Origin of the sequence: Bilophila wadsworthia ATCC 49260 (assembly GCF_000701705.1) — a bacterium.
Lineage (GTDB): Bacteria > Desulfobacterota > Desulfovibrionia > Desulfovibrionales > Desulfovibrionaceae > Bilophila > Bilophila wadsworthia.
On the sequence record NZ_JNJP01000074.1, the window covers coordinates 1 to 17,843 of the forward strand.

A 17,843-nucleotide genomic window follows, 5' to 3' on the forward strand; every position below is an offset into this window, starting at 1 on the left:
CCCAAAGACTTTCGACCTTATCGAATCCCTCTTGTCGTTTTTCCCCGGAGGCAAGGGGAACGGCCTTTCAGAAAATCAAAAAACAAAGAAAGCCGACTGAATATTTCCCAGTCGGCTTTCCTACCTTTAACGGGCGGGCGCTCTTTCAAAAAGGCAATCACCCCTTAACAACCTAAAGAACGGAATAAACTCCCTCTGCGCTGGCCTCCCCCAGTCTTCACATCCTTACCTTGCCTCTTCCCTACTTCTTTCCCACGCAGAAATACGCAAAGCCGCGCTTGCCGAGCACGGAGGGCGAGTAGAGATTGCGCCCGTCAAAGAGGACGGGGGCGACGAGGGATTCCTTTATGCGATCGAAATCGGGGTTGCGGAACTGGTTCCACTCGGTGGCCACGAGCAGGGCGTCGGAACCTTCGCAGATGGCGTATTGATCATCTTCGATGAACACCAGCGGATTGTCCGCCAACAGCTTCCGGGCGTTGGGGCCGGCGATGGGATCATAGGCCCGGACGCGCATACCGCGTGAAGTCAGCTCCTCAATGATGGAAAGCGCCGGAGATTCGCGCATATCGTCGGTATTGGCCTTGAAGGCAAGCCCCCATAAGGCGAGCACCTTGCCGAACACCCCGCCTTGCGGCTCAAAATAGTCGGCCACCCGGAACGCCATCGAGCGCTTCTGACGGGCATTCACGCCCTCGACGGCCTCCAAAAGTTCAGGACGCATACCTGCCTCATGGGCGGTATGGATGAGCGCCTTCACGTCCTTGGGGAAGCAGGATCCGCCGTAGCCGATGCCGGGATAGATGAACTGATAGCCGATGCGGTGATCCGAACCGATGCCCGTACGCACGTCGCGCACGTCCGCGCCGACCTTCTCGCACAGCGTGGCGATTTCGTTGATGAAGGAAATCTTGGTCGCCAACATGCAGTTAGCGGCGTATTTGGTCATTTCCGCGCTGCGGACACTCATGACGATGAGCTTTTCGCGGCTCCGGGCAAAGGGAGCGTAGAGGTCGCGCATGGCGGAGGCCGTCTTTTCGGAAGACGTACCTACGATGACCCGGTCGGGCTTCATGAAATCCGAAACCGCGTCGCCTTCCTTGAGGAACTCGGGGTTCGACACCACATCGAAGGCAATGTCCTCTCCACGGGCGGCGAGGGCGGCGGCGACAAGCTCGCGGACACGGTCGGCGGTGCCGACGGGCACGGTGGACTTGTCCACGACGATGAGCGGCCCACGCATGTGCTCTCCGATCTGGCGGGCCACGCCTTCCACAAAGGAAAGATCGCAGGAGCCATCGGGACGCGAGGGCGTGCCCACGGTGATGAAGGCAAATTCGGCGTCATCCAATCCGTCCGCAAGGCTGGTCGTAAACCGCAGGCGGCCTTCCTGCCGGTTGCGGCTGACAAGGTCTTCGAGGCCGGGCTCGAAAATATGGATACGCCCGCTGTCGAGCAGGGCCACGACTTCCGGGTTGACGTCCACACAGCGGACGTCATTGCCCATTTCGGCGAAACACGCCGCACTCACAAGACCGACGTAGCCGGTGCCGACAATGCATATGCGCATAGATGCTCCTTGGCAAAACAGTACGGACGGGACGCCGGGCGCGGTGGCGGCGCAACAGGATTCGGAAACGGAGTCCCGTCATTTTTTCCACGTGTAACCATCCGGCGGCACAGCGTCAACTTGACTTCGGCCCCCGCTGACGGCAACCTGCTGCCCGAGGGGGCGCATATGGCAATCATCGGCATCGGACTGGACCTGATCGAACTTTCCCGCATGGAGCGTTCGCTGCATCGTTTCGGGGAGCATTTTCTCAACCGCATCATGGCGGACGACGAACGGAGCGCCATTCCCGGCGATCCCGCCTCCCCGTCCGCACGCGCCGTTTCCCATGTGGCCGCGCGGTTCGCCGCCAAGGAGGCCGCGGTCAAGGCGCTTGGTACGGGCTTCGCCGAAGGCATAGGCCCCCGTGACGTGGCCGTGCGCTCGCTGCCCTCCGGCAAGCCCGAACTCGTTCTGTCCGGAAAGGCTCGGGAAAAGGCCGACGCCCTCGGCGTAAAAAAGCTGCACCTCACGCTCACCCATACCCGTGACAATGCCGCCGCCGTGGTTATTCTGGAAGGGTAACCTCCTCACCATTACCGAGAACAAAGGATCATTCATGGAACTTCGCGGAACCACCATCCTCGCCGTGCGCCACAAAGGCCACGTCGCCCTCATCGGCGACGGGCAGGTGACCATGGGGCAGAGCATCGTTATGAAACACACCGCCAAGAAAGTCAGGCGGATGTATAAAGATCAGATCGTCGCTGGATTCGCCGGGGCCACGGCGGACGCCTTTACCCTGTTCGAACGCTTCGACGCCCACCTCGAACAGACCGGCGGCAACCTGATCCGCGCCGCCGTGGAGCTCGCCAAGGACTGGCGGAGCGACAAGTTCCTCCGCAAGCTGGAGGCTATGCTCCTTGTAGCCGACAGGGATCATACGCTCGTGCTCACTGGGACCGGCGACGTGATCGAACCCGACGACGGCATCGCCTCCATCGGCAGCGGCGGACCCTACGCCCTCTCCGCCGCCCGAGCCCTCGTCCGCCACAGCGATCTTGGGGCCGAGGACATCGCGCTGGAAAGCATGAAGATAGCCTCCGAGCTCTGCGTGTTCACCAACGGCCATTACACGCTGGAAGTCCTGTAACCGCTGCGAACATGAGGGGCCGACGGCGATGCCGTCCGGCCCCTTTTTGTTGTCCCCCCCCCCTCCGTCTCGCTTGCGCGCTCTCAGCCTATCATCCCCGCCTCCCTTCCGTCCTCCTGCTTCATATGATCACCCGCTCCATGCGCAAGAGCATCCGTTTTCTTTTGCCTTTTGCGTTTTTTCTTGTAACGTTCACTAGATACGGATTCCCCTTGCTTCACCGATGCAATCATGGCATAAGAACCCTTGTGCTGCGGATCGGCACAAGGAGCGATCCGATTGCGTTTTTATTCACAAGTCAGATGATGCAAAAACGCACCAACTGAAAAAACCGGTGGCGCATGCGCATCGACTTGGTCGCATTATTGCAACATTGGTGCATTTATGCATCATGCAATACTACGGCCTTAAGGCGATAACGCGGACAAAAAGTTTGTATTCCGGCCTGTTGCACAGGTTTCAACAAAAAACGGTTCTTTCCGGATCTAATCAGGAACGTTTTTTGTTAGTCCCCATTTCCTTGCTGTCGTTGGGGAATCTCCTTGTCTGTGCAAAACTGGAACGGCATTTGCTCTAATGCTCACAAACCTTTTTGTGCACCAAGCCAGGAGAGTCAACTGATGAAAATAATCGACTTCCGCTTCCGCCCGAACACGCCGGAAATCATTAACGGCATCAAGAACAGCTCGATGTTCAAAGCCACCTGTGAAGCCATCGGCTTCGACAAACGCGTCCCCCAGGCTCTGCCCGAAATCGTGGCCGACCTGGATCGCCGTGGAGTTGAGCTGTGCGTCGTTTCCGGCCGCGACTGCGAAACCACCTACGGTTTCCCCGCCAACAACAACAGCATCCTTGAATTCTGCCGCGCCTATCCCAACAAATTTCTCGGCTTCTGGGGTATCGACCCCCACAAGGGAATGGACGCCGTTCGCGAAGTCGAACACGTGATCAAGGATCTCGGTATGCGCGGTATCGCCACCGACCCCTATCTCGCCCACTGCCCGCCGAGCGACGCCCGCTACTATCCCATCTATGCCAAGTGCGTCGAGCTCGGCGTGCCGGTCTTCGTGACCACCGCCCCGCCCGCCCAGGTTCCCCGCGCCATCATGGACTACATTGATCCCCGCCAGATCGACGTCGTCGCCCGCGACTTCCCCGAACTGATCCTGATCATGAGCCACGGCGGCTATCCCTTCGTCAACGAAGCCATCTTCGCCTGCATGCGCAACGCCAACGTCTACATGGACCTGTCCGAATACGAACTGGCTCCCATGGCCGAAGTGTATGTCGACGCCCTGAACAAGATGATCGGCGACAAGGTCATCTTCGCTTCCGCGCACCCGTTCATCGAACAGGCCGACGCTATCGAGATCTACAAGAATCTCAACATCAGCGAAGAAGTCCGCGAAAAGGTCATGTACAAGACCGCCGCGAAGATCCTCGGCCTCGACAAGGGCGTTTCCCTCAATACCGTGAAGCCCATGGCTCCCAACGGCTTCAACAACGCCAAGTTCCCGCTGCCGTTCCAGCCCTTCGCCCCGATGGGACGCTAGGCTTTTGCGGTGAATTGAGATTCCGGGCAGTGCCGTGGGGCGGAAACGCGCCGCGGCCTGCCGAACTGTTTTGGGTAACGAGAGGATAGCATGGATAAACAGGCGTTCATAGCGGCGGTGAAAGCGGCCGGTATCGTTGGTGAAGGTGGAGCTGGTTTTCCGGCGCACGTCAAGTACGCCGCCGACGCCGACACGGTTATCGCCAACGGCTGCGAATGCGAGCCCCTTCTGCACACCGACCAGCATCACATGCTTCACCACGCCAACGAAATCGTCCGGGCGTTCAGTGAGCTGATGCAGGCCACCGGTGCCAAGCGCGGCGTCATCGCATTGAAGAAAAAATACAAGGAAGCCACTAAGATCCTGACCGATGCCATCGGCAATCGGCCCATCGAGCTGGCGCTGCTCCCCAACTTCTATCCCGCCGGGGATGAACAGACCCTCGTCCGCGAAGTGACGGGCCGTTCCGTTCCCCCGCTGGGCCTGCCCCTCATGGTGGGCGCGGTGGTCGCCAACGTCGGCACGCTCGTGTCCGTGGCCCACGCCCTTGACGGCAAGCCCGTCACGCACAAATTTTTGACTGTCACCGGCGAAGTGAAGAAGCCCGGCATCGTCTGCGTGCCGATCGGCACTCCGCTTTCCGCCTGCCTCGAAGCTGCGGGCGGCCCCACCGTGAGCGACCCCGTGTTCGTTCTCGGCGGCCCCATGATGGGCCGCATGGTGGACAACGCCGACGCCTTCGCCAAGGAAGTGGTCACCAAGACCTCCGGCGGTCTCATTATCCTGCCCCGTGGGCACTACCTGCACCGGAACGCGACTACGCCCCTCAATTTCATGCGTCGCCGCGCCGCTTCGGCCTGTATCCAGTGCCGCAGCTGTTCCGAGCTGTGCCCCCGCCACCTCCTCGGCCATCCTTTTGAAACGCATCGCGTCATGCGCGCCTTCGGCAGCAACGCCGAGCTGACCGCCGAAGCCGGCAGGCTCGCGCTCCTCTGCTGCGACTGCGGCGTGTGCGAACACGTGGCCTGTCCCATGGGCCTGTCCCCCCGCCGCATCAACCAGGCCATCAAGAATGAGCTGCGCGCGGCCGGGATGAAGTACGAAGGCAGCCGCGACGTGAATGAAGCCTACACCCAGTGGCGTGAATTCCGCCGGGTGCCCGTGCCCCGCCTGGTCAACAAGATCGGTATCAGCCGCTACATGGAGTTGCCCACCAACGATCTGGGCGCACTCTCCCCGGCTGAAGTGCGCATCCCGCTGCGGCAGCACATCGGCGCCCCGGCCCAGGCCGTGGTGAAGGCCGGCGATCGCGTCAAGTGCGGCGACGTCATTGGTGAAATTCCCGAACAGGGTCTCGGCGCCCGTATCCACGCCAGCATGGACGGCGTGGTCAAGAGCGTCGACGGCGCCGTCGTCATCGGCAAGTAGCCCGCAACACGATACGGAAAGGGGCGGCCAGCCGCCCCCTGACAAAAAAGGAGAGGCCCTGTGTCTGAATCATACACAGCCGTAGGAATGGTGGAATTCAACAGCATTGCCGCTGGTATCGACGCGGCTGACCAGATGGTGAAAACCGCTCAGGTCGATCCGCTGTTCTTTAAGACGATTTGCCCCGGCAAGTTCGTGGCCGCCGTGACCGGCGACGTGGCTGCCGTATCCGCTTCCGTGAATGCCGGACGCGAAACCCATGCCGATGCGCTGGTGGACTGGTTCATCATCCCCAACATCCACCGGGATGTGATCGGCGCCCTCGCCGGTGCCACGGGCATCACGGAACGTGGCGCGCTCGGCATCATCGAAACCTTCTCCGCCGCCTCCATCGTGGTGGCGTCCGATGCCGCCGTCAAGGCTGCCGACGTGCAGCTCCTTGACGTCCGCGTGGCCCTCGGACTCGGCGGCAAGGGCTATGCCCTCATGACCGGCGACGTGGCCGCAGTCAACGCCGCCGTCGAAGCCGGATCCACGGCCGCCGCCGAAAGCGGCCTCCTCGTGAGCAAGGTCGTCATCCCGAGCCCGGCTGAAACCGTCTTCGAGCAGATTGCCTAAGGCAGTCAGGAGTAACCTATGAGTTTGGAATATAAACCTTCCCTCGGCTTCGTCGAAACCGCGGGCCTCGTCATCGCCATTCAGGTGGCCGACGCCATGGCCAAGGCCGCCGAAGTGGAAATCATCTCCGCCCACAAGGTCGACGGGCTGCGCGTTTGCGTCATCTGCAAGGGTGACGTGGCCGCCTGTCAGGCCGCCGTGGAAACCGGCGCCCTGCTCGCCCAGAGCCTCAACGGCCTGAACGGGTACAACATCATCCCCAGCCCCGCTGAGGAACCCGACTCCCTCATGGATATGCTTGAGGACATCAAGCGGAAGAAGGCCGCCCGCAAGGCCGCCAAGCTGGCCCGTATGGCCGCGGCCAAAGGCGAAGCTGCTGCTCCCGCCGCCGAAGAGTCCCCCAAGGGCAAGGCCAAGAAGTAGTCGTTTCGCGTAACGGAGGCGTGCCGACAGGCACCGGGAAACGGTGCCGCCCTGCACAGGATACGCCGCACGCCACCTAAAGGAATTGGGGCATGACCAAACAGATCATCACTGCCGAAACGGTCCGGCTCGCATGGAAAGCCGGCGAGTCGGTCATCGTCTACGCCAAGGGCGACATCGTCACCCAGCAGGCCCAGGACGATGCCCGGCATTACGGCATAACCCTGACGACGGAAACGCCCGTCGCCCCGTCCTCCGCTTTGGCGGAGCCCGAGGCGGAGGCTGTCCCGCCGGTCCCGCCGGTTTTGGAAGAAGTGCCCGCCAGTCAGGAACCTGTACACGTTCCCACGCCGGCGTTGACCGCCGATCAGCTTGCGGCCGCCGCCCGGCAGCTGCAGGAAGCGCTGGTCCCGCTGACGCAGGCCCTGACCGCGTCCGTCGCTCCGGCGGCGCAGCCGGTGCCTCCGGTCGTGTTCTCCCCCGGCAGCAACCCCATGGCCGCCGAGGCCGTGGCGGCTTCCGCTCCGGCGGAGCAGCGTTCCGATGACCTCCTCGTCGCCATCCGGCGCGGGGTCCTGTCGGCTCTTCCCGCAGGGACCGCCGACGAAGCGTTGATCGATCGCTTGATCGCATCCGTCCTTGCCGAGATGGGCGCTTGCGCGGCTCCCGAGACGCGTCCCGGCGTCAGGCAGGCTGGAGGCGTCACCCTCGTCGACAGCAAAGCGCAGTACTGGGGAGGCTCCCGGGCGAAGGGCAGCGTGGCCGTCATGGACGTGCTTTCCCCCGCCAAAGGGGATGCCGCCTCCGTGGGCTATCTGGATTGGGAAAACCTCTCGTTTTCCTGGACGTTCCGGCGTACGGAAGTGCTCGTCGTGCTGGAAGGCGACTTGAACCTGAGCATTGAGGGCACGACCTTCAGCGCGGCCCACGGCGACGTGTTCAGCATCCCTGCGGGCACGGAAGTGGAACTCTCCTCTTCCGGGCACGTGCGGTGCGCCACGGTCGCGGTAGCCGCCTAGCCGCGTTCCTAGACCATAACGAAGGAAACAATCATGATCTTTCTTACCGAAGAAGATGTCAGACAGCGTTGCGAGCTGGGCCAGGGAGGCGAATTCCGCCTTCAGGCCGGCGAACGCCTGACTCCGGCGGCCACGGAGCTGTTGCGCAGTCGCAACTGCCGCGTGATCCTGCCCGGTCAGTGCACCGTGGAAGCGGCGCCTGTCGAAGAAGCCAAACCCGCGGCTCCCGCTGCGGAAGCGGCTCCGGCCGCTCCGGCCGCCGAACAGGCATCGTTCCCCGATGGAACCTACCTTGACGCCAATATGGTCGTCTCCAAGTCCCACCCGCGCATATTCCTGCGCGGCAAGCTGGATACCCTCATTTCCAGCACGGTGCTGGTGCAGACCGGGTTTGACGGCAACAACAAGCTCCCCGCCGTCCTCAGAAACGGCCTTTCTGACATCAACGTGTGGCTGTGGCAGATCCTCCAGGCCGAAGTCTCCGGCGAAGCCGTGCCCGCGCAGTCCCTGTGCGGCATGAACGCCGAAGCCATCCGCCTCGTCTCCCACGATCCCATGAAATACCTCGGCCAGGGCCACATCGTCCCCGACGTGGCTCTCGGCCCGAACGTCGCGCTGCTCAACTGGCTGCGCGCCCAGGCCCGCGAAGTTGAAGTGGCCTATGTTCAGGTCGGCATGGAACGCGAAGACATCCTCGCGTCCCTGAACCGCCTGAGCAGCGCCATCTATGTCCTCATGCTCCTGACCGTCGTTGCCGAATCCGGCCGCGACATCAGCAAGGTTGGTCTGTAATGAGCGTGTTCGAACGTTGCCTCGAAAAATGCCGCGCCCGGAAAGGTGCCGTGGTCTACTCCGACGGTGAAGACCGGCGCGTGGTTTCCGCCGCCGCCAAGCTGATCCGCGAAGGCCTCGTCGAACCCATCCTCATCGGCGACCCCGAAAAGGTGCGCGCGGCGCTGCAGGAAAGCGGCGAAACCGGCGTTTCCCTCCAGGTCGTCAATCCGTACAACCCGGCCTTGCTTCAGCACAATGCTGCGGAGTACATGTCCATCCAGAAGGACAAGGGCAAGGATATTTCGGAAGAGGAGGCCATCAAGGCCGTCAAGAACCCTCTCGCCGCCGGTGCCCTTATGGTCCGCCGCGGTGAAGCCGAAATCGGCGTTGCCGGGAACCTGTCCTCCACGGCCGACGTCATCCGCGCCGGCCTGCGCATGGTCGGCACCGCCGCCGGAAGCAAGACCGTGTCAAGCTTCTTCTTCATGCTGAAGGACAACAACGTTTGCATGTTCACCGACTGCGCGGTCATTCCGGAACCCACTTCCGCGCAGCTTGCGGACATTGCGATCAGCACCGCCGGCGTGTACAAGCGCGTCATGGGCGACGAGGCCCGTGTGGCCCTGCTTTCCTTCTCCACGAAAGGCAGCGCCAAGCATGAGCGCGTCGACAAGGTGCGCGCGGCTCTTGAAGAAATCAAGACCCGCGAACCCAATCTGCTCGTAGACGGCGAACTCCAGTTGGACGCCGCCGTCGAGCCCGAAGTCGCCAGGCTCAAGGCGCCCGGGAGCCCGGTCGCTGGGAACGCGAACGTGTTCGTGTTCCCCTCCCTTGAAGCCGGCAACATCGGTTATAAAATCGCGCAGCGCTTCGGCGGCTGGACGGCCCTCGGCCCCCTGCTCCAGGGCTTTGCGCACGGTTGGCATGACCTTTCGCGGGGATGCAGCAGCGACGACATCTACAAAATCAGTGTCGTCGGCCTGGGCATGAACCGCGGAGGACAGCAATAAAACGGAACGGCACACAACACGGTAACGCGTTACCCGATCGTTCCGTTCCGGGTAACCAAGCTAACAACAATCCTAAAAGGAGTTCACAATGGACGCTCTTGGCATGATCGAAACCCGTGGTCTGGTTGGTCTCATCGAAGCCGCTGATGCTATGGTCAAGGCTGCTCGCGTGCAGCTCGTTTCTTACGAACAGATCGGCGGCGGCTATGTGACCGCCCTCGTCCGCGGCGACGTGGCCGCCTGCAAAGCCGCTACCGACGCCGGCGCCGCCGCTGTGCAGCGCGTGGGTGGCGAGCTCGTGGCCGTCCATGTCATTCCTCGCCCCCATCAGGACCTGGAAGCCGTGTTCCCCCTGAGCCGCAAGTAAGCTCGTCCGCGCACTTAAGCTGGGTTAAGCCCTGCTCGTCGGTCTCGCCGGGGCCTCGCGCCCCGGCCCGGCCGGCAGCTTCCTTACGGAATGCTCCCGGAAGACCGTCTTCCGGGAACGGAGACATACATGGAACTCGCAAAAGTCATTGGTCAGGTCGTTTCCACGGTCCGGTGTCCCGGTTTGCCGTACAACTCGCTGCTTCTCGTTGATCTGCTCAATGAGAAGGGCGAATCCATCGGCCGCTCTCAGGTTGCCGCCGATCCCATCGGCGCGGGCGAGGGCGAATGGGTTATCGTGTCCCGCGGCAGTTCCGCACGTTTTGCCATCGACAAAGATGCGCCGCTGGATCTGGTCATTGTCGGCATCGTCGACCATGTAAACGCCGGTAAGGCAGCTATTTATCGCAAGAATCAGGGGGAATAGCCCCTGCGGGCGGTTCGCCGCCCACCGGAAGACCCCGGTTTTCCGCTCTGCCTCGTCTCCTGACGAGGGTGACAAACAGAAAAAACAGGCCCCCCGCCCGGCAGTCCTCAAAGTCCCGCGGGGTCCGGCTTCCAGCATAGGAGTATAGATATGGACGTGCGCCAACAAGACGTGGAACGCATTGTCGTTGAAGTTCTGAAAAAGATGATGTCCGATCAGCCCACCGCGGCTGCTACGACCGTCGTCGCCGCCAGCGGCTGCGACTGCGGCGACTTCGGCCTCTTCGATCGCCTCGAAGACGCCGTGCAGGCCGCCGAAGCCGCTCAGAAGAAGATCAGCACCGTCGCCATGCGTGACAAGATCATCGCCGCCATCCGCAAGGCCGGCCTTGAAAACGCCAAGGCGTTCGCTGAAATCGCCCACAACGAAACCGGCATGGGCCGCGTGAGCGACAAGATTGCCAAGAATATCCTCGTTTGCGAGCGTACTCCCGGCACCGAATGCCTCTCCCCCATGGCCATTTCCGGCGACATGGGCCTGACCCTCATCGAAAACGCTCCCTGGGGCGTGATCGCCTCCGTGACGCCGTCCACCAACCCGACCGCCACGGTGATCAACAACGCCATCAGCATGATCGCTGGCGGCAACTCCGTGATCTTTGCTCCCCACCCCAACGCCAAGCGTGCTTCCCAGACGGCCATTCAGGTCCTGAACAAGGCCATCATCGAAGCCACCGGCGTTGCCAACCTGCTTGTCGCCGTAAAGGAACCCACCATCGAAGTGGCGCAGGAGCTCTTCTCGCATCCTCGCATCAAGCTGCTCGTGGTGACCGGTGGTGAAGCCGTTGTGGCTCAGGCCCGCAAGGTCGCCACCATGCGCCTCATCGCCGCCGGCGCCGGCAACCCGCCGGTCGTCGTCGACGAAACCGCCAACATCGCCCGTGCTGCCCGCAGCATCTACGACGGCGCTTCCTTCGACAACAACATCATCTGCGCCGACGAAAAAGAAATCATCGCCGTGGATTCCATCGCCGATCAGCTGAAGGCCGAAATGAAGGCCATCGGCGCCGTGGAAATCAGCCTTGAACAGGCTGACGCCGTGGCTCGCGTGGTCCTGCGCAACTATCCTCAGGTTGAAGGCGGCAAGGCTCCCAATCCGAACCCGAAGTGGGTCGGCCGTGACGCCGCCCTCATCGCCAAGGCCGCCGGCATTGACGTGCCCGACAGCTGCCGTCTGCTCATCGTGGACGTGAAGCGCGACATCAACCACGTGTTCGCTCGCGTGGAACAGCTGATGCCCGTTATCCCGTTGCTGCGCGCCGCCAACGTGGACGAAGCCATCGAATGGGCTCTCATCCTCGAACGTGGCCTGTCCCACACAGCCGGTATGCACTCCCGCAATATCGACAACATGGACAAGATGGCCCGCGCCATGAACACCAGCCTGTTCGTCAAGAACGGCCCGCACCTCGCCGCCCTCGGCGCTGGCGGCGAAGGCTGGACGACCATGACCATCTCCACCCCCACCGGTGAAGGTGTGACTTGCGCCCGCTCGTTCGTGCGCCTGCGCCGTTGCTGCGTTGTGGACAACTTCCGCATCGTCTGATTGTAGCGTACGCCTTTTATGGGGGGAGGGACTGGTTCCCTTCCCCCTTTCTTATTATGAGATGCCGGGAAAGAGCGGAAGAGTCTTTCTAAAAAAGAGCTTTTCCTTTCTCTCTGAGTTCTATCCTTCTGTTTTTAAAGGTTTTTATATTTATCAAATCCCTGTTTGCGGTCTTTTGGGGCACATGCATTCCTTGAAAAAGTACTCCCTTCAACTCGGATTGGGTGTCTTTTCCGATAGTTCCAGCTTGTGAAGGCTATTTTCAAAATACTTTTTTCACAAGATAGATTTCTTCGGTGTCGCATTTTTGCATCATGCTTTCCGCCCCCAGCCAACTCCGTTCCATCAAAGGGAGTTTTTTCTGATATAATATCAATAAGATAAAAACCCTTGTCAGGAACTATTCTCTTTCGCTGCGTAAAAACGGACAGAGGTTGCAGGAAAACCTCTTCTTGTCGCAAAAATGCAACATCACATTCCTGCTATTTGCGGATTATTCCTGATAAGTGATGCAATTTTGCGACTTTTTCCCTTTCCATAAAAACGTCTCAAAACGCTCTCTGTCACAATACCATGAAATAACAAGTAAACATTTTTTATAACCCCTCTGGCACGGCACTTGCTTTATTATAAGCAAGACAAGTGAAGAAGGGAACGAGAACTTCCGAGCGGTCCGCCGGAAAGCTCCACACATCATACTACACAACCTTAATTCCTACACGGAGAAGTGACATGACTCAGGTAGCTGAAATCAAATCGCCTCATGAGCAGCGTCTCGAAGACAACATCGCCGGTAAAGAAGACATCTATCGCGAATCCCACAAGCGCGTGTTCAAGCTGCTGGAACGTTTCGACGGCCAGAAGCCCGCTATCGACGTCGAACGCGCTCTGTACTTCACGCAGTCCATGGCCGAAACCGTGGGTCAGCCTCTGGTTCTCCGCTGGGCCAAGGCTCTGATGAACGTTGCCAAGAACATCACCGTCATGGTGCAGGACGACCAGCTCCTCCTCGGCCGCTGCGGTGGTCATGACGGCCGTTACGGCATCCTGTACCCCGAACTCGACGGCGACTTCCTCGACATCGCCGTGCGCGACCTTCCCACCCGCCCGCAGTCTCCGGCTTCCATCAGCCCCGAAGACGCCAAGATCGTGGTTGAGCAGATCGCTCCTTTCTGGAAGGGCCGCACCTATCACGAAGCTCTGAACAAGGCTCTTCCCGCCGAAGTCCACAAGCTGACCTACGACGATCCCGACGGCCTGATCTCCCGCTTCATCGTCAACGAAACCTCCTCTTTCCGTTCCTCCATCCAGTGGGTGCATGACTACGAAGTGGTGCTGAAGCGCGGCTTCAACGGTCTGAAGCAGGAAATGGAAGAAAAGCTGGCCGCTCTTGATCCCGCCTCCCCCGTGGATCAGGTGGACAAGCGTCCCTTCATCGAAGCCACCATCCTCGTGTGCGACGCCATCGTTCTGTGGGCGAAGCGCCACGCCGACGCCGCCCGCAAGGCCGCCGAAGCTTGCGCCGATCCGGTCCGCAAGGCCGAACTCATCCGCATGGCTGAAAACGCCGAACACGTGCCCGCCAACCCGGCTCGCGACTTCTACGAAGCCGTTCAGTCCCAATACTTCACCCAGATGTTCTCCCGTCTGGAACAGAAGACCGGTACCACCATCTCCAACGGCCGTATGGACCAGTACTTCTATCCCTTCTACAAGAAGGACATGGAAGCCGGCATCCTGACCGATGAAAAGACCTTGGAATACTTGGAATGCATGTGGGTCGGCATGGCCGAATTCATCGACATGTACATCTCCCCCGCCGGCGGCGCCTTCAACGAAGGTTACGCTCACTGGGAAGCCGTCACCATTGGCGGTCAGACCCCGGACGGCCGCGACGCGACCAACGATCTGACCTACCTGTTCCTGAAGTCCAAGCGCGAATTCCCGCTGCACTACCCCGACCTCGCCGCCCGTATCCACAGCCGCGCTCCTGAACGCTACCTGTGGGACGTCGCCGAAACCATCAAGTTCGGCTCCGGCTTCCCCAAGCTGTGCAACGACGAAGAATGCATCCCGCTGTACGTCTCCAAGGGCGCGACCTTTGAAGAAGCCCTTGATTACGCCGTGTCCGGCTGCATCGAAATCCGTATGCCCAACCGCGACACCTACACCTCCGGCGGTGCTTACACCAACTTCGCCTCCGCTGTGGAAATGGCTCTGTACGACGGCAAGATGAAGAAGTACGGCGATGTGCAGCTCGGCATCCAGACCGGCGACGCCCGCAAGTTCAAGAGCTGGGACGAATTCTGGAACGCCTATGTGCAGCAGCACATGCTCCTGCTCCGTACCACGTTCATCCAGCAGTACATTGTTATCCAGACCCGCGCCAAGCACTTCGCCCAGCCCATGGGCTCCGTGCTGCACGCTCTCTGCCGCAAGCACTGCATCGACCTGCATCAGCCCCAGATCCCCGAAGGCCTGAACTTCGGCTACTTTGAATTCATGGGCCTCGGCACCGTCATCGACTCCCTGGCCGCCATCAAGAAGCTTGTGTTTGAAGACAAGAAGCTCACCATGGATCAGCTCATCGACGCTCTCGAAGCCAACTTCGAAGGCTACGAAGACATCCAGCAGCTTCTCCGCACGGCTCCCTGCTACGGCAACGACGACGAATACGCCGACGAAATCGGCCGCGAACTCGACCGCATGGCCGTGTCCTTCGCCGCCAAGTACGGCAAGGAAATGGGCATCAACAACGACGCCCGTTACGTGCCCTTCACCTCTCACGTGCCCTTCGGTAAGGTTGTTTCCGCTACCCCGAACGGCCGCGTGGCGTGGTTCCCGCTGGCTGACGGTTCTTCCCCGTCTCACGGCGCCGACCACAATGGTCCCACCGCCATCCTGCTCTCCAACCACAACACGAAGAACTACGGTATGCGCGCCCGCGCTGCCCGTCTGATCAACGTGAAGTTCACTCCCAAGTGCGTTGAAGGCGATGCCGGTACCGAAAAGCTGGTGCAGTTCATCCGTACCTGGTGCGACCTGAAGCTGTGGCACATCCAGTTCAACGTCATCAACGCCGATACCCTGAAGAAGGCCCAGAAGGATCCTCAGAAGTATCGTAACCTCATCGTCCGCATCGCCGGGTACAGCGCCTACTTCGTCGACCTGACCCCCGACCTGCAGAACGACCTCATCGCCCGTACCGGCCACGACCAGATGTAAGTTCTGGCCGCTTGCGGCACACAAGATGAATGATTAAATAAATGGCGGGCCGGAATTATCTGGCCCGCCATTTCCAACTCTAACGCTCAGAAAAAGAGGTAGTCCATGGGTTCCTTTGAAGATAGAAAGGCGACCGGAACCGTCTTCAATATTCAGAAATATTCCGTTCACGACGGTCCCGGCATCCGGACCATCGTCTTCCTGAAGGGCTGCCCCCTGTCGTGCAAATGGTGCAGTAACCCCGAATCCCAGGCCTCGCATCCGCAGGTCGCCTACAACAAGGGCCGCTGCATCGGCTGCCACCGTTGCATCAAAGCCTGTGAACACGACGCCATCACCGTCAACGAAGATGGCACGCTCTCGCTCGACCGCAGCAAGTGCGACGTCTGCAAGACGCTCGACTGTGCCCACGCCTGTCCCGCACAGGGCATGATCATCTACGGCGAAAACAAGACCGTCGATCAGATCCTTAAGGAAGTGGAGAAGGACGCTCTGTTCTATGCCCGCTCCGGCGGCGGCATGACCCTTTCCGGCGGCGAGCCCCTCATGCACGCCGACATTGCCCTCCCGCTGCTCCGGGAGGCCCGTCATCGCCGCATCAAGACCGCCATTGAAACGTGCGGCTGTATCCCGTGGGATACCCTCAAGGAAGCCGCTCCGTACCTCAACTATGTCCTGTTCGACGTCAAACAGATGGACAGCGAAAAGCACCGCGAAGGCGTCGGCGTCGGCAACGAGTTGATCCTCAGCAACCTCAAAAAGCTGCTCACCGAATTCCCCAACCTGCATGTCCAGGTCCGTACGCCCATCATTCCCGGGTTCAACGACAATGACGAGTTCGCCTACGCCCTCGGCGAGTTCCTCAAGGGCTACGAGAACGTGGGTTACGAAGCCCTGCCCTACCACCGCCTGGGAACCCAGAAGTACGACTTCCTGAGCCGTGAATACGCCATGGGCGACGTCAGCCTGCCCGACGGCGTCGCGCAGCGCATCCAGCGGATCGTCGACGAAACCCGCGGTGCCGTGACGGAAGAAAAGAAGTAAGCTTCCACTCCTCCCTTTTGGAAGAAATCCCCGTCCGGTGATCCGGGCGGGGATTTTTGCTTTCCCCTCCGTCCACTCGTCCCCTTTCCACGCACGCCTTGACGTTCTTGCGTGCAGGCACTAGCATGAGAAACCAATTTCCCTGCAATCATTTTATTTCTCGTGCGATGCCTATGGAAAACACTTCGATGACGTCTCTTGCTCCCCATTTTGAAAGTATCCTCGACACCCTCTCTGATGGCGTCTTCATCAGTGACGCGGAGGGGACGACCCTGTTCGTCAACAAAATGTACGAAACCCTGACCGGCCTGAGGCAGGGGGAAATCCGGGGCAAGAACATCCGCACGCTCGTCCAGCAGGGGATTTTCGACAAGGTCGTCAATCCGCAGATCGTCGAAACCGGGAAATCGGCCACCCACGTCCAGCAGCTCGCCAACGGGAAGCGTCTGGTCCTGACCGGCTATCCCGTTTTCGACGACAAGGGCCAGTTGTGCCTTGTCGTGACCTTCGCCCGCGACATCACCGTCCTGACCCAGCTGCAGGAGGAGATGACCGCCCAGAAGAAACTCATCGAACAGTTCCACGACCGTCTCGCCTTCCTTGCCCGCGAACAGACCCGCGAACTCGTCCCCGTCTTCGAAAGCCGCGAGATGAAAGAGGTCATGAGCCTTGTGGAGCGGTTCGCCAGTTCCGACGCCACGGTGCTCATCCTCGGCGAAACGGGCGTCGGCAAGGACGTGGTGGCCCGCCTCACCCACGAACTCAGCCCGCGCAAGGAAAAGATGTTCCTCAAGGTGGACTGCGGCGGCATTTCCGAAAGCCTCACCGAGTCGGAACTCTTCGGCTACATGCCGGGAGCCTTCACAGGCGCGGGCAACAAGGGCAAGAGCGGCTATTTCGAAATGGCCGACGGCGGCACGGTGTTTCTCGACGAAATCGGCGAACTGAGCCTTGCCATGCAGACCCGTTTGCTCCGCGTGCTTCAGGATGGCGAGATCATGCGCGTGGGCTCCTCCAAGCCCCGCAAGGTCAACGTCCGCATCATCGCCGCCACGAACCGCAACCTTGCTGAACGCGTGGAAAAGGGCCTCTTCCGGCGCGATCTTTATTACCGCCTCAACGTGGCCGTGGTGAACATCCCGCCCCTGCGCGAGCGCCCTGACGACATCCAGCCTCTCGTGACGCATTTTCTGAACATGTTCACTTCCAAGTACCGCAAACACATGAACCTTACGCCCGGCCTCATGGAAGCCCTGCGCCAGTATTCATGGCCCGGCAACGTGCGCGAGCTCCAGAACCTCATGCACAGCATCGTGATCACCAAGGATCACGGCCCGCTCTCCGTCAAGGATTTGCCCCGGCACATGACCGGCAACGAGAATGAAGAGCTGTTTTTCCCCGACGACGGCATCAACTACGAGCGCCCCCTCAAGGACATCATGGCCGACATCGAACGCGGCATCCTCCGCAAGGCTCTCAAGGTGCACGGCTCCGTCCAAAAAGTCGCCGAGGTCTTCAAGGTCAACCGCAGTACCATTTTCAGGAAGCTGCATTCGGAGAAGGATGGAGGGGAATAGAACATTGGAGGGGGGAAGGGGAAACTTTCTGAGAAAGTTTCCCCTTCCCCCCTCCAAACCTCCCCTTTTCCC

The 17,843-nt window shown here is 60.5% G+C and carries 16 protein-coding genes; 15 read left to right on the top strand and 1 reads right to left on the bottom strand.

Annotated features, from left to right (window positions below):
* Positions 1-241: 241 nt before the first annotated feature.
* A complete protein-coding gene (locus T370_RS0117300; RefSeq protein WP_029436474.1) occupies positions 242-1,570 on the bottom strand; it encodes a UDP-glucose dehydrogenase family protein in 1,329 nt (442 codons plus the stop codon).
* Positions 1,571-1,738: 168 nt separating this feature from the next.
* Between T370_RS0117300 and acpS the strand changes: the two genes are divergently transcribed.
* The 15 genes from acpS (at position 1,739) to T370_RS0117385 (ending at position 17,771) form a co-directional block, all read left to right on the top strand.
* Positions 1,739-2,134, top strand: a complete 396-nt coding sequence (gene acpS, locus T370_RS0117305; protein WP_016360705.1) for a holo-ACP synthase — start codon at positions 1,739-1,741, stop codon at positions 2,132-2,134.
* A 34-nt stretch (positions 2,135-2,168) separates the two neighbouring features.
* The gene (gene hslV / locus T370_RS0117310; RefSeq protein ID WP_005024921.1) at positions 2,169-2,702 is read left to right on the top strand and encodes an ATP-dependent protease subunit HslV; all 534 of its coding nucleotides are present in this window, start codon (positions 2,169-2,171) and stop codon (positions 2,700-2,702) included.
* Between the two features lie 620 nt (positions 2,703-3,322).
* Complete coding sequence (locus tag T370_RS0117320) at positions 3,323-4,255, top strand: amidohydrolase family protein (RefSeq protein WP_005024919.1); 933 nt, start codon at positions 3,323-3,325, stop codon at positions 4,253-4,255.
* A 90-nt stretch (positions 4,256-4,345) separates the two neighbouring features.
* The gene (locus T370_RS0117325) at positions 4,346-5,683 is read left to right on the top strand and encodes a 4Fe-4S dicluster domain-containing protein (RefSeq protein WP_005024917.1); all 1,338 of its coding nucleotides are present in this window, start codon (positions 4,346-4,348) and stop codon (positions 5,681-5,683) included.
* Positions 5,684-5,743: 60 nt separating this feature from the next.
* On the top strand, positions 5,744-6,301 hold the full coding sequence (locus T370_RS0117330) for a BMC domain-containing protein (RefSeq protein ID WP_009733378.1): 558 nt from the start codon (positions 5,744-5,746) through the stop codon (positions 6,299-6,301).
* 18 nt (positions 6,302-6,319) lie between these two features.
* The gene (locus T370_RS0117335) at positions 6,320-6,724 is read left to right on the top strand and encodes a BMC domain-containing protein (RefSeq protein WP_029436475.1); all 405 of its coding nucleotides are present in this window, start codon (positions 6,320-6,322) and stop codon (positions 6,722-6,724) included.
* Positions 6,725-6,816: 92 nt separating this feature from the next.
* Complete coding sequence (locus T370_RS0117340) at positions 6,817-7,743, top strand: cupin domain-containing protein (RefSeq protein WP_029436476.1); 927 nt, start codon at positions 6,817-6,819, stop codon at positions 7,741-7,743.
* A gap of 33 nt (positions 7,744-7,776) precedes the next feature.
* A complete protein-coding gene (locus T370_RS0117345; protein WP_029436477.1) occupies positions 7,777-8,535 on the top strand; it encodes a cobalamin adenosyltransferase in 759 nt (252 codons plus the stop codon).
* Positions 8,535-9,527, top strand: coding sequence for a phosphate acetyltransferase (gene pta / locus T370_RS0117350; protein WP_029436478.1), 993 nt, complete (start codon positions 8,535-8,537; stop codon positions 9,525-9,527). The genes T370_RS0117345 and pta overlap by 1 nt, the downstream gene beginning before the upstream one ends.
* A gap of 88 nt (positions 9,528-9,615) precedes the next feature.
* Complete coding sequence (gene eutM, locus T370_RS0117355; protein WP_005024910.1) at positions 9,616-9,894, top strand: ethanolamine utilization microcompartment protein EutM; 279 nt, start codon at positions 9,616-9,618, stop codon at positions 9,892-9,894.
* Between the two features lie 129 nt (positions 9,895-10,023).
* Positions 10,024-10,320, top strand: a complete 297-nt coding sequence (locus T370_RS0117360) for a EutN/CcmL family microcompartment protein (RefSeq protein ID WP_005024909.1) — start codon at positions 10,024-10,026, stop codon at positions 10,318-10,320.
* Between the two features lie 150 nt (positions 10,321-10,470).
* Positions 10,471-11,925, top strand: coding sequence for an acetaldehyde dehydrogenase AdhE (gene adhE, locus T370_RS0117365; protein WP_005024907.1), 1,455 nt, complete (start codon positions 10,471-10,473; stop codon positions 11,923-11,925).
* Between the two features lie 732 nt (positions 11,926-12,657).
* Positions 12,658-15,150 carry a (2S)-3-sulfopropanediol dehydratase gene (gene hpsG / locus T370_RS0117375; protein ID WP_005024906.1) on the top strand — a complete coding sequence of 831 codons (2,493 nt, stop codon included), beginning with the start codon at positions 12,658-12,660 and terminating at the stop codon, positions 15,148-15,150.
* A gap of 105 nt (positions 15,151-15,255) precedes the next feature.
* A complete protein-coding gene (gene hpsH, locus T370_RS0117380; RefSeq protein ID WP_029436480.1) occupies positions 15,256-16,194 on the top strand; it encodes a (2S)-3-sulfopropanediol dehydratase activating enzyme in 939 nt (312 codons plus the stop codon).
* A gap of 188 nt (positions 16,195-16,382) precedes the next feature.
* Positions 16,383-17,771, top strand: coding sequence for a sigma-54 interaction domain-containing protein (locus T370_RS0117385; RefSeq protein ID WP_005024903.1), 1,389 nt, complete (start codon positions 16,383-16,385; stop codon positions 17,769-17,771).
* Positions 17,772-17,843: the final 72 nt, after the last annotated feature.

What these genes read in the sequence shown, in the direction of transcription:
- eutM (WP_005024910.1), top strand. Translation starts at nt 9,616, where the DNA reads ATGGACGCTCTTGGCATGATCGAAACCCGTGGTCTGGTTGGTCTCATC.
- T370_RS0117320 (WP_005024919.1), top strand. Translation starts at nt 3,323, where the DNA reads ATGAAAATAATCGACTTCCGCTTCCGCCCGAACACGCCGGAAATCATT.
- acpS (WP_016360705.1), top strand. Translation starts at nt 1,739, where the DNA reads ATGGCAATCATCGGCATCGGACTGGACCTGATCGAACTTTCCCGCATG.
- T370_RS0117360 (WP_005024909.1), top strand. Translation starts at nt 10,024, where the DNA reads ATGGAACTCGCAAAAGTCATTGGTCAGGTCGTTTCCACGGTCCGGTGT.
- T370_RS0117300 (WP_029436474.1), bottom strand. Translation starts at nt 1,570, where the DNA reads ATGCGCATATGCATTGTCGGCACCGGCTACGTCGGTCTTGTGAGTGCG.
- hslV (WP_005024921.1), top strand. Translation starts at nt 2,169, where the DNA reads ATGGAACTTCGCGGAACCACCATCCTCGCCGTGCGCCACAAAGGCCAC.
- T370_RS0117345 (WP_029436477.1), top strand. Translation starts at nt 7,777, where the DNA reads ATGATCTTTCTTACCGAAGAAGATGTCAGACAGCGTTGCGAGCTGGGC.
- hpsH (WP_029436480.1), top strand. Translation starts at nt 15,256, where the DNA reads ATGGGTTCCTTTGAAGATAGAAAGGCGACCGGAACCGTCTTCAATATT.
- T370_RS0117340 (WP_029436476.1), top strand. Translation starts at nt 6,817, where the DNA reads ATGACCAAACAGATCATCACTGCCGAAACGGTCCGGCTCGCATGGAAA.
- adhE (WP_005024907.1), top strand. Translation starts at nt 10,471, where the DNA reads ATGGACGTGCGCCAACAAGACGTGGAACGCATTGTCGTTGAAGTTCTG.
- hpsG (WP_005024906.1), top strand. Translation starts at nt 12,658, where the DNA reads ATGACTCAGGTAGCTGAAATCAAATCGCCTCATGAGCAGCGTCTCGAA.
- T370_RS0117385 (WP_005024903.1), top strand. Translation starts at nt 16,383, where the DNA reads ATGACGTCTCTTGCTCCCCATTTTGAAAGTATCCTCGACACCCTCTCT.
- T370_RS0117335 (WP_029436475.1), top strand. Translation starts at nt 6,320, where the DNA reads ATGAGTTTGGAATATAAACCTTCCCTCGGCTTCGTCGAAACCGCGGGC.
- pta (WP_029436478.1), top strand. Translation starts at nt 8,535, where the DNA reads ATGAGCGTGTTCGAACGTTGCCTCGAAAAATGCCGCGCCCGGAAAGGT.
- T370_RS0117325 (WP_005024917.1), top strand. Translation starts at nt 4,346, where the DNA reads ATGGATAAACAGGCGTTCATAGCGGCGGTGAAAGCGGCCGGTATCGTT.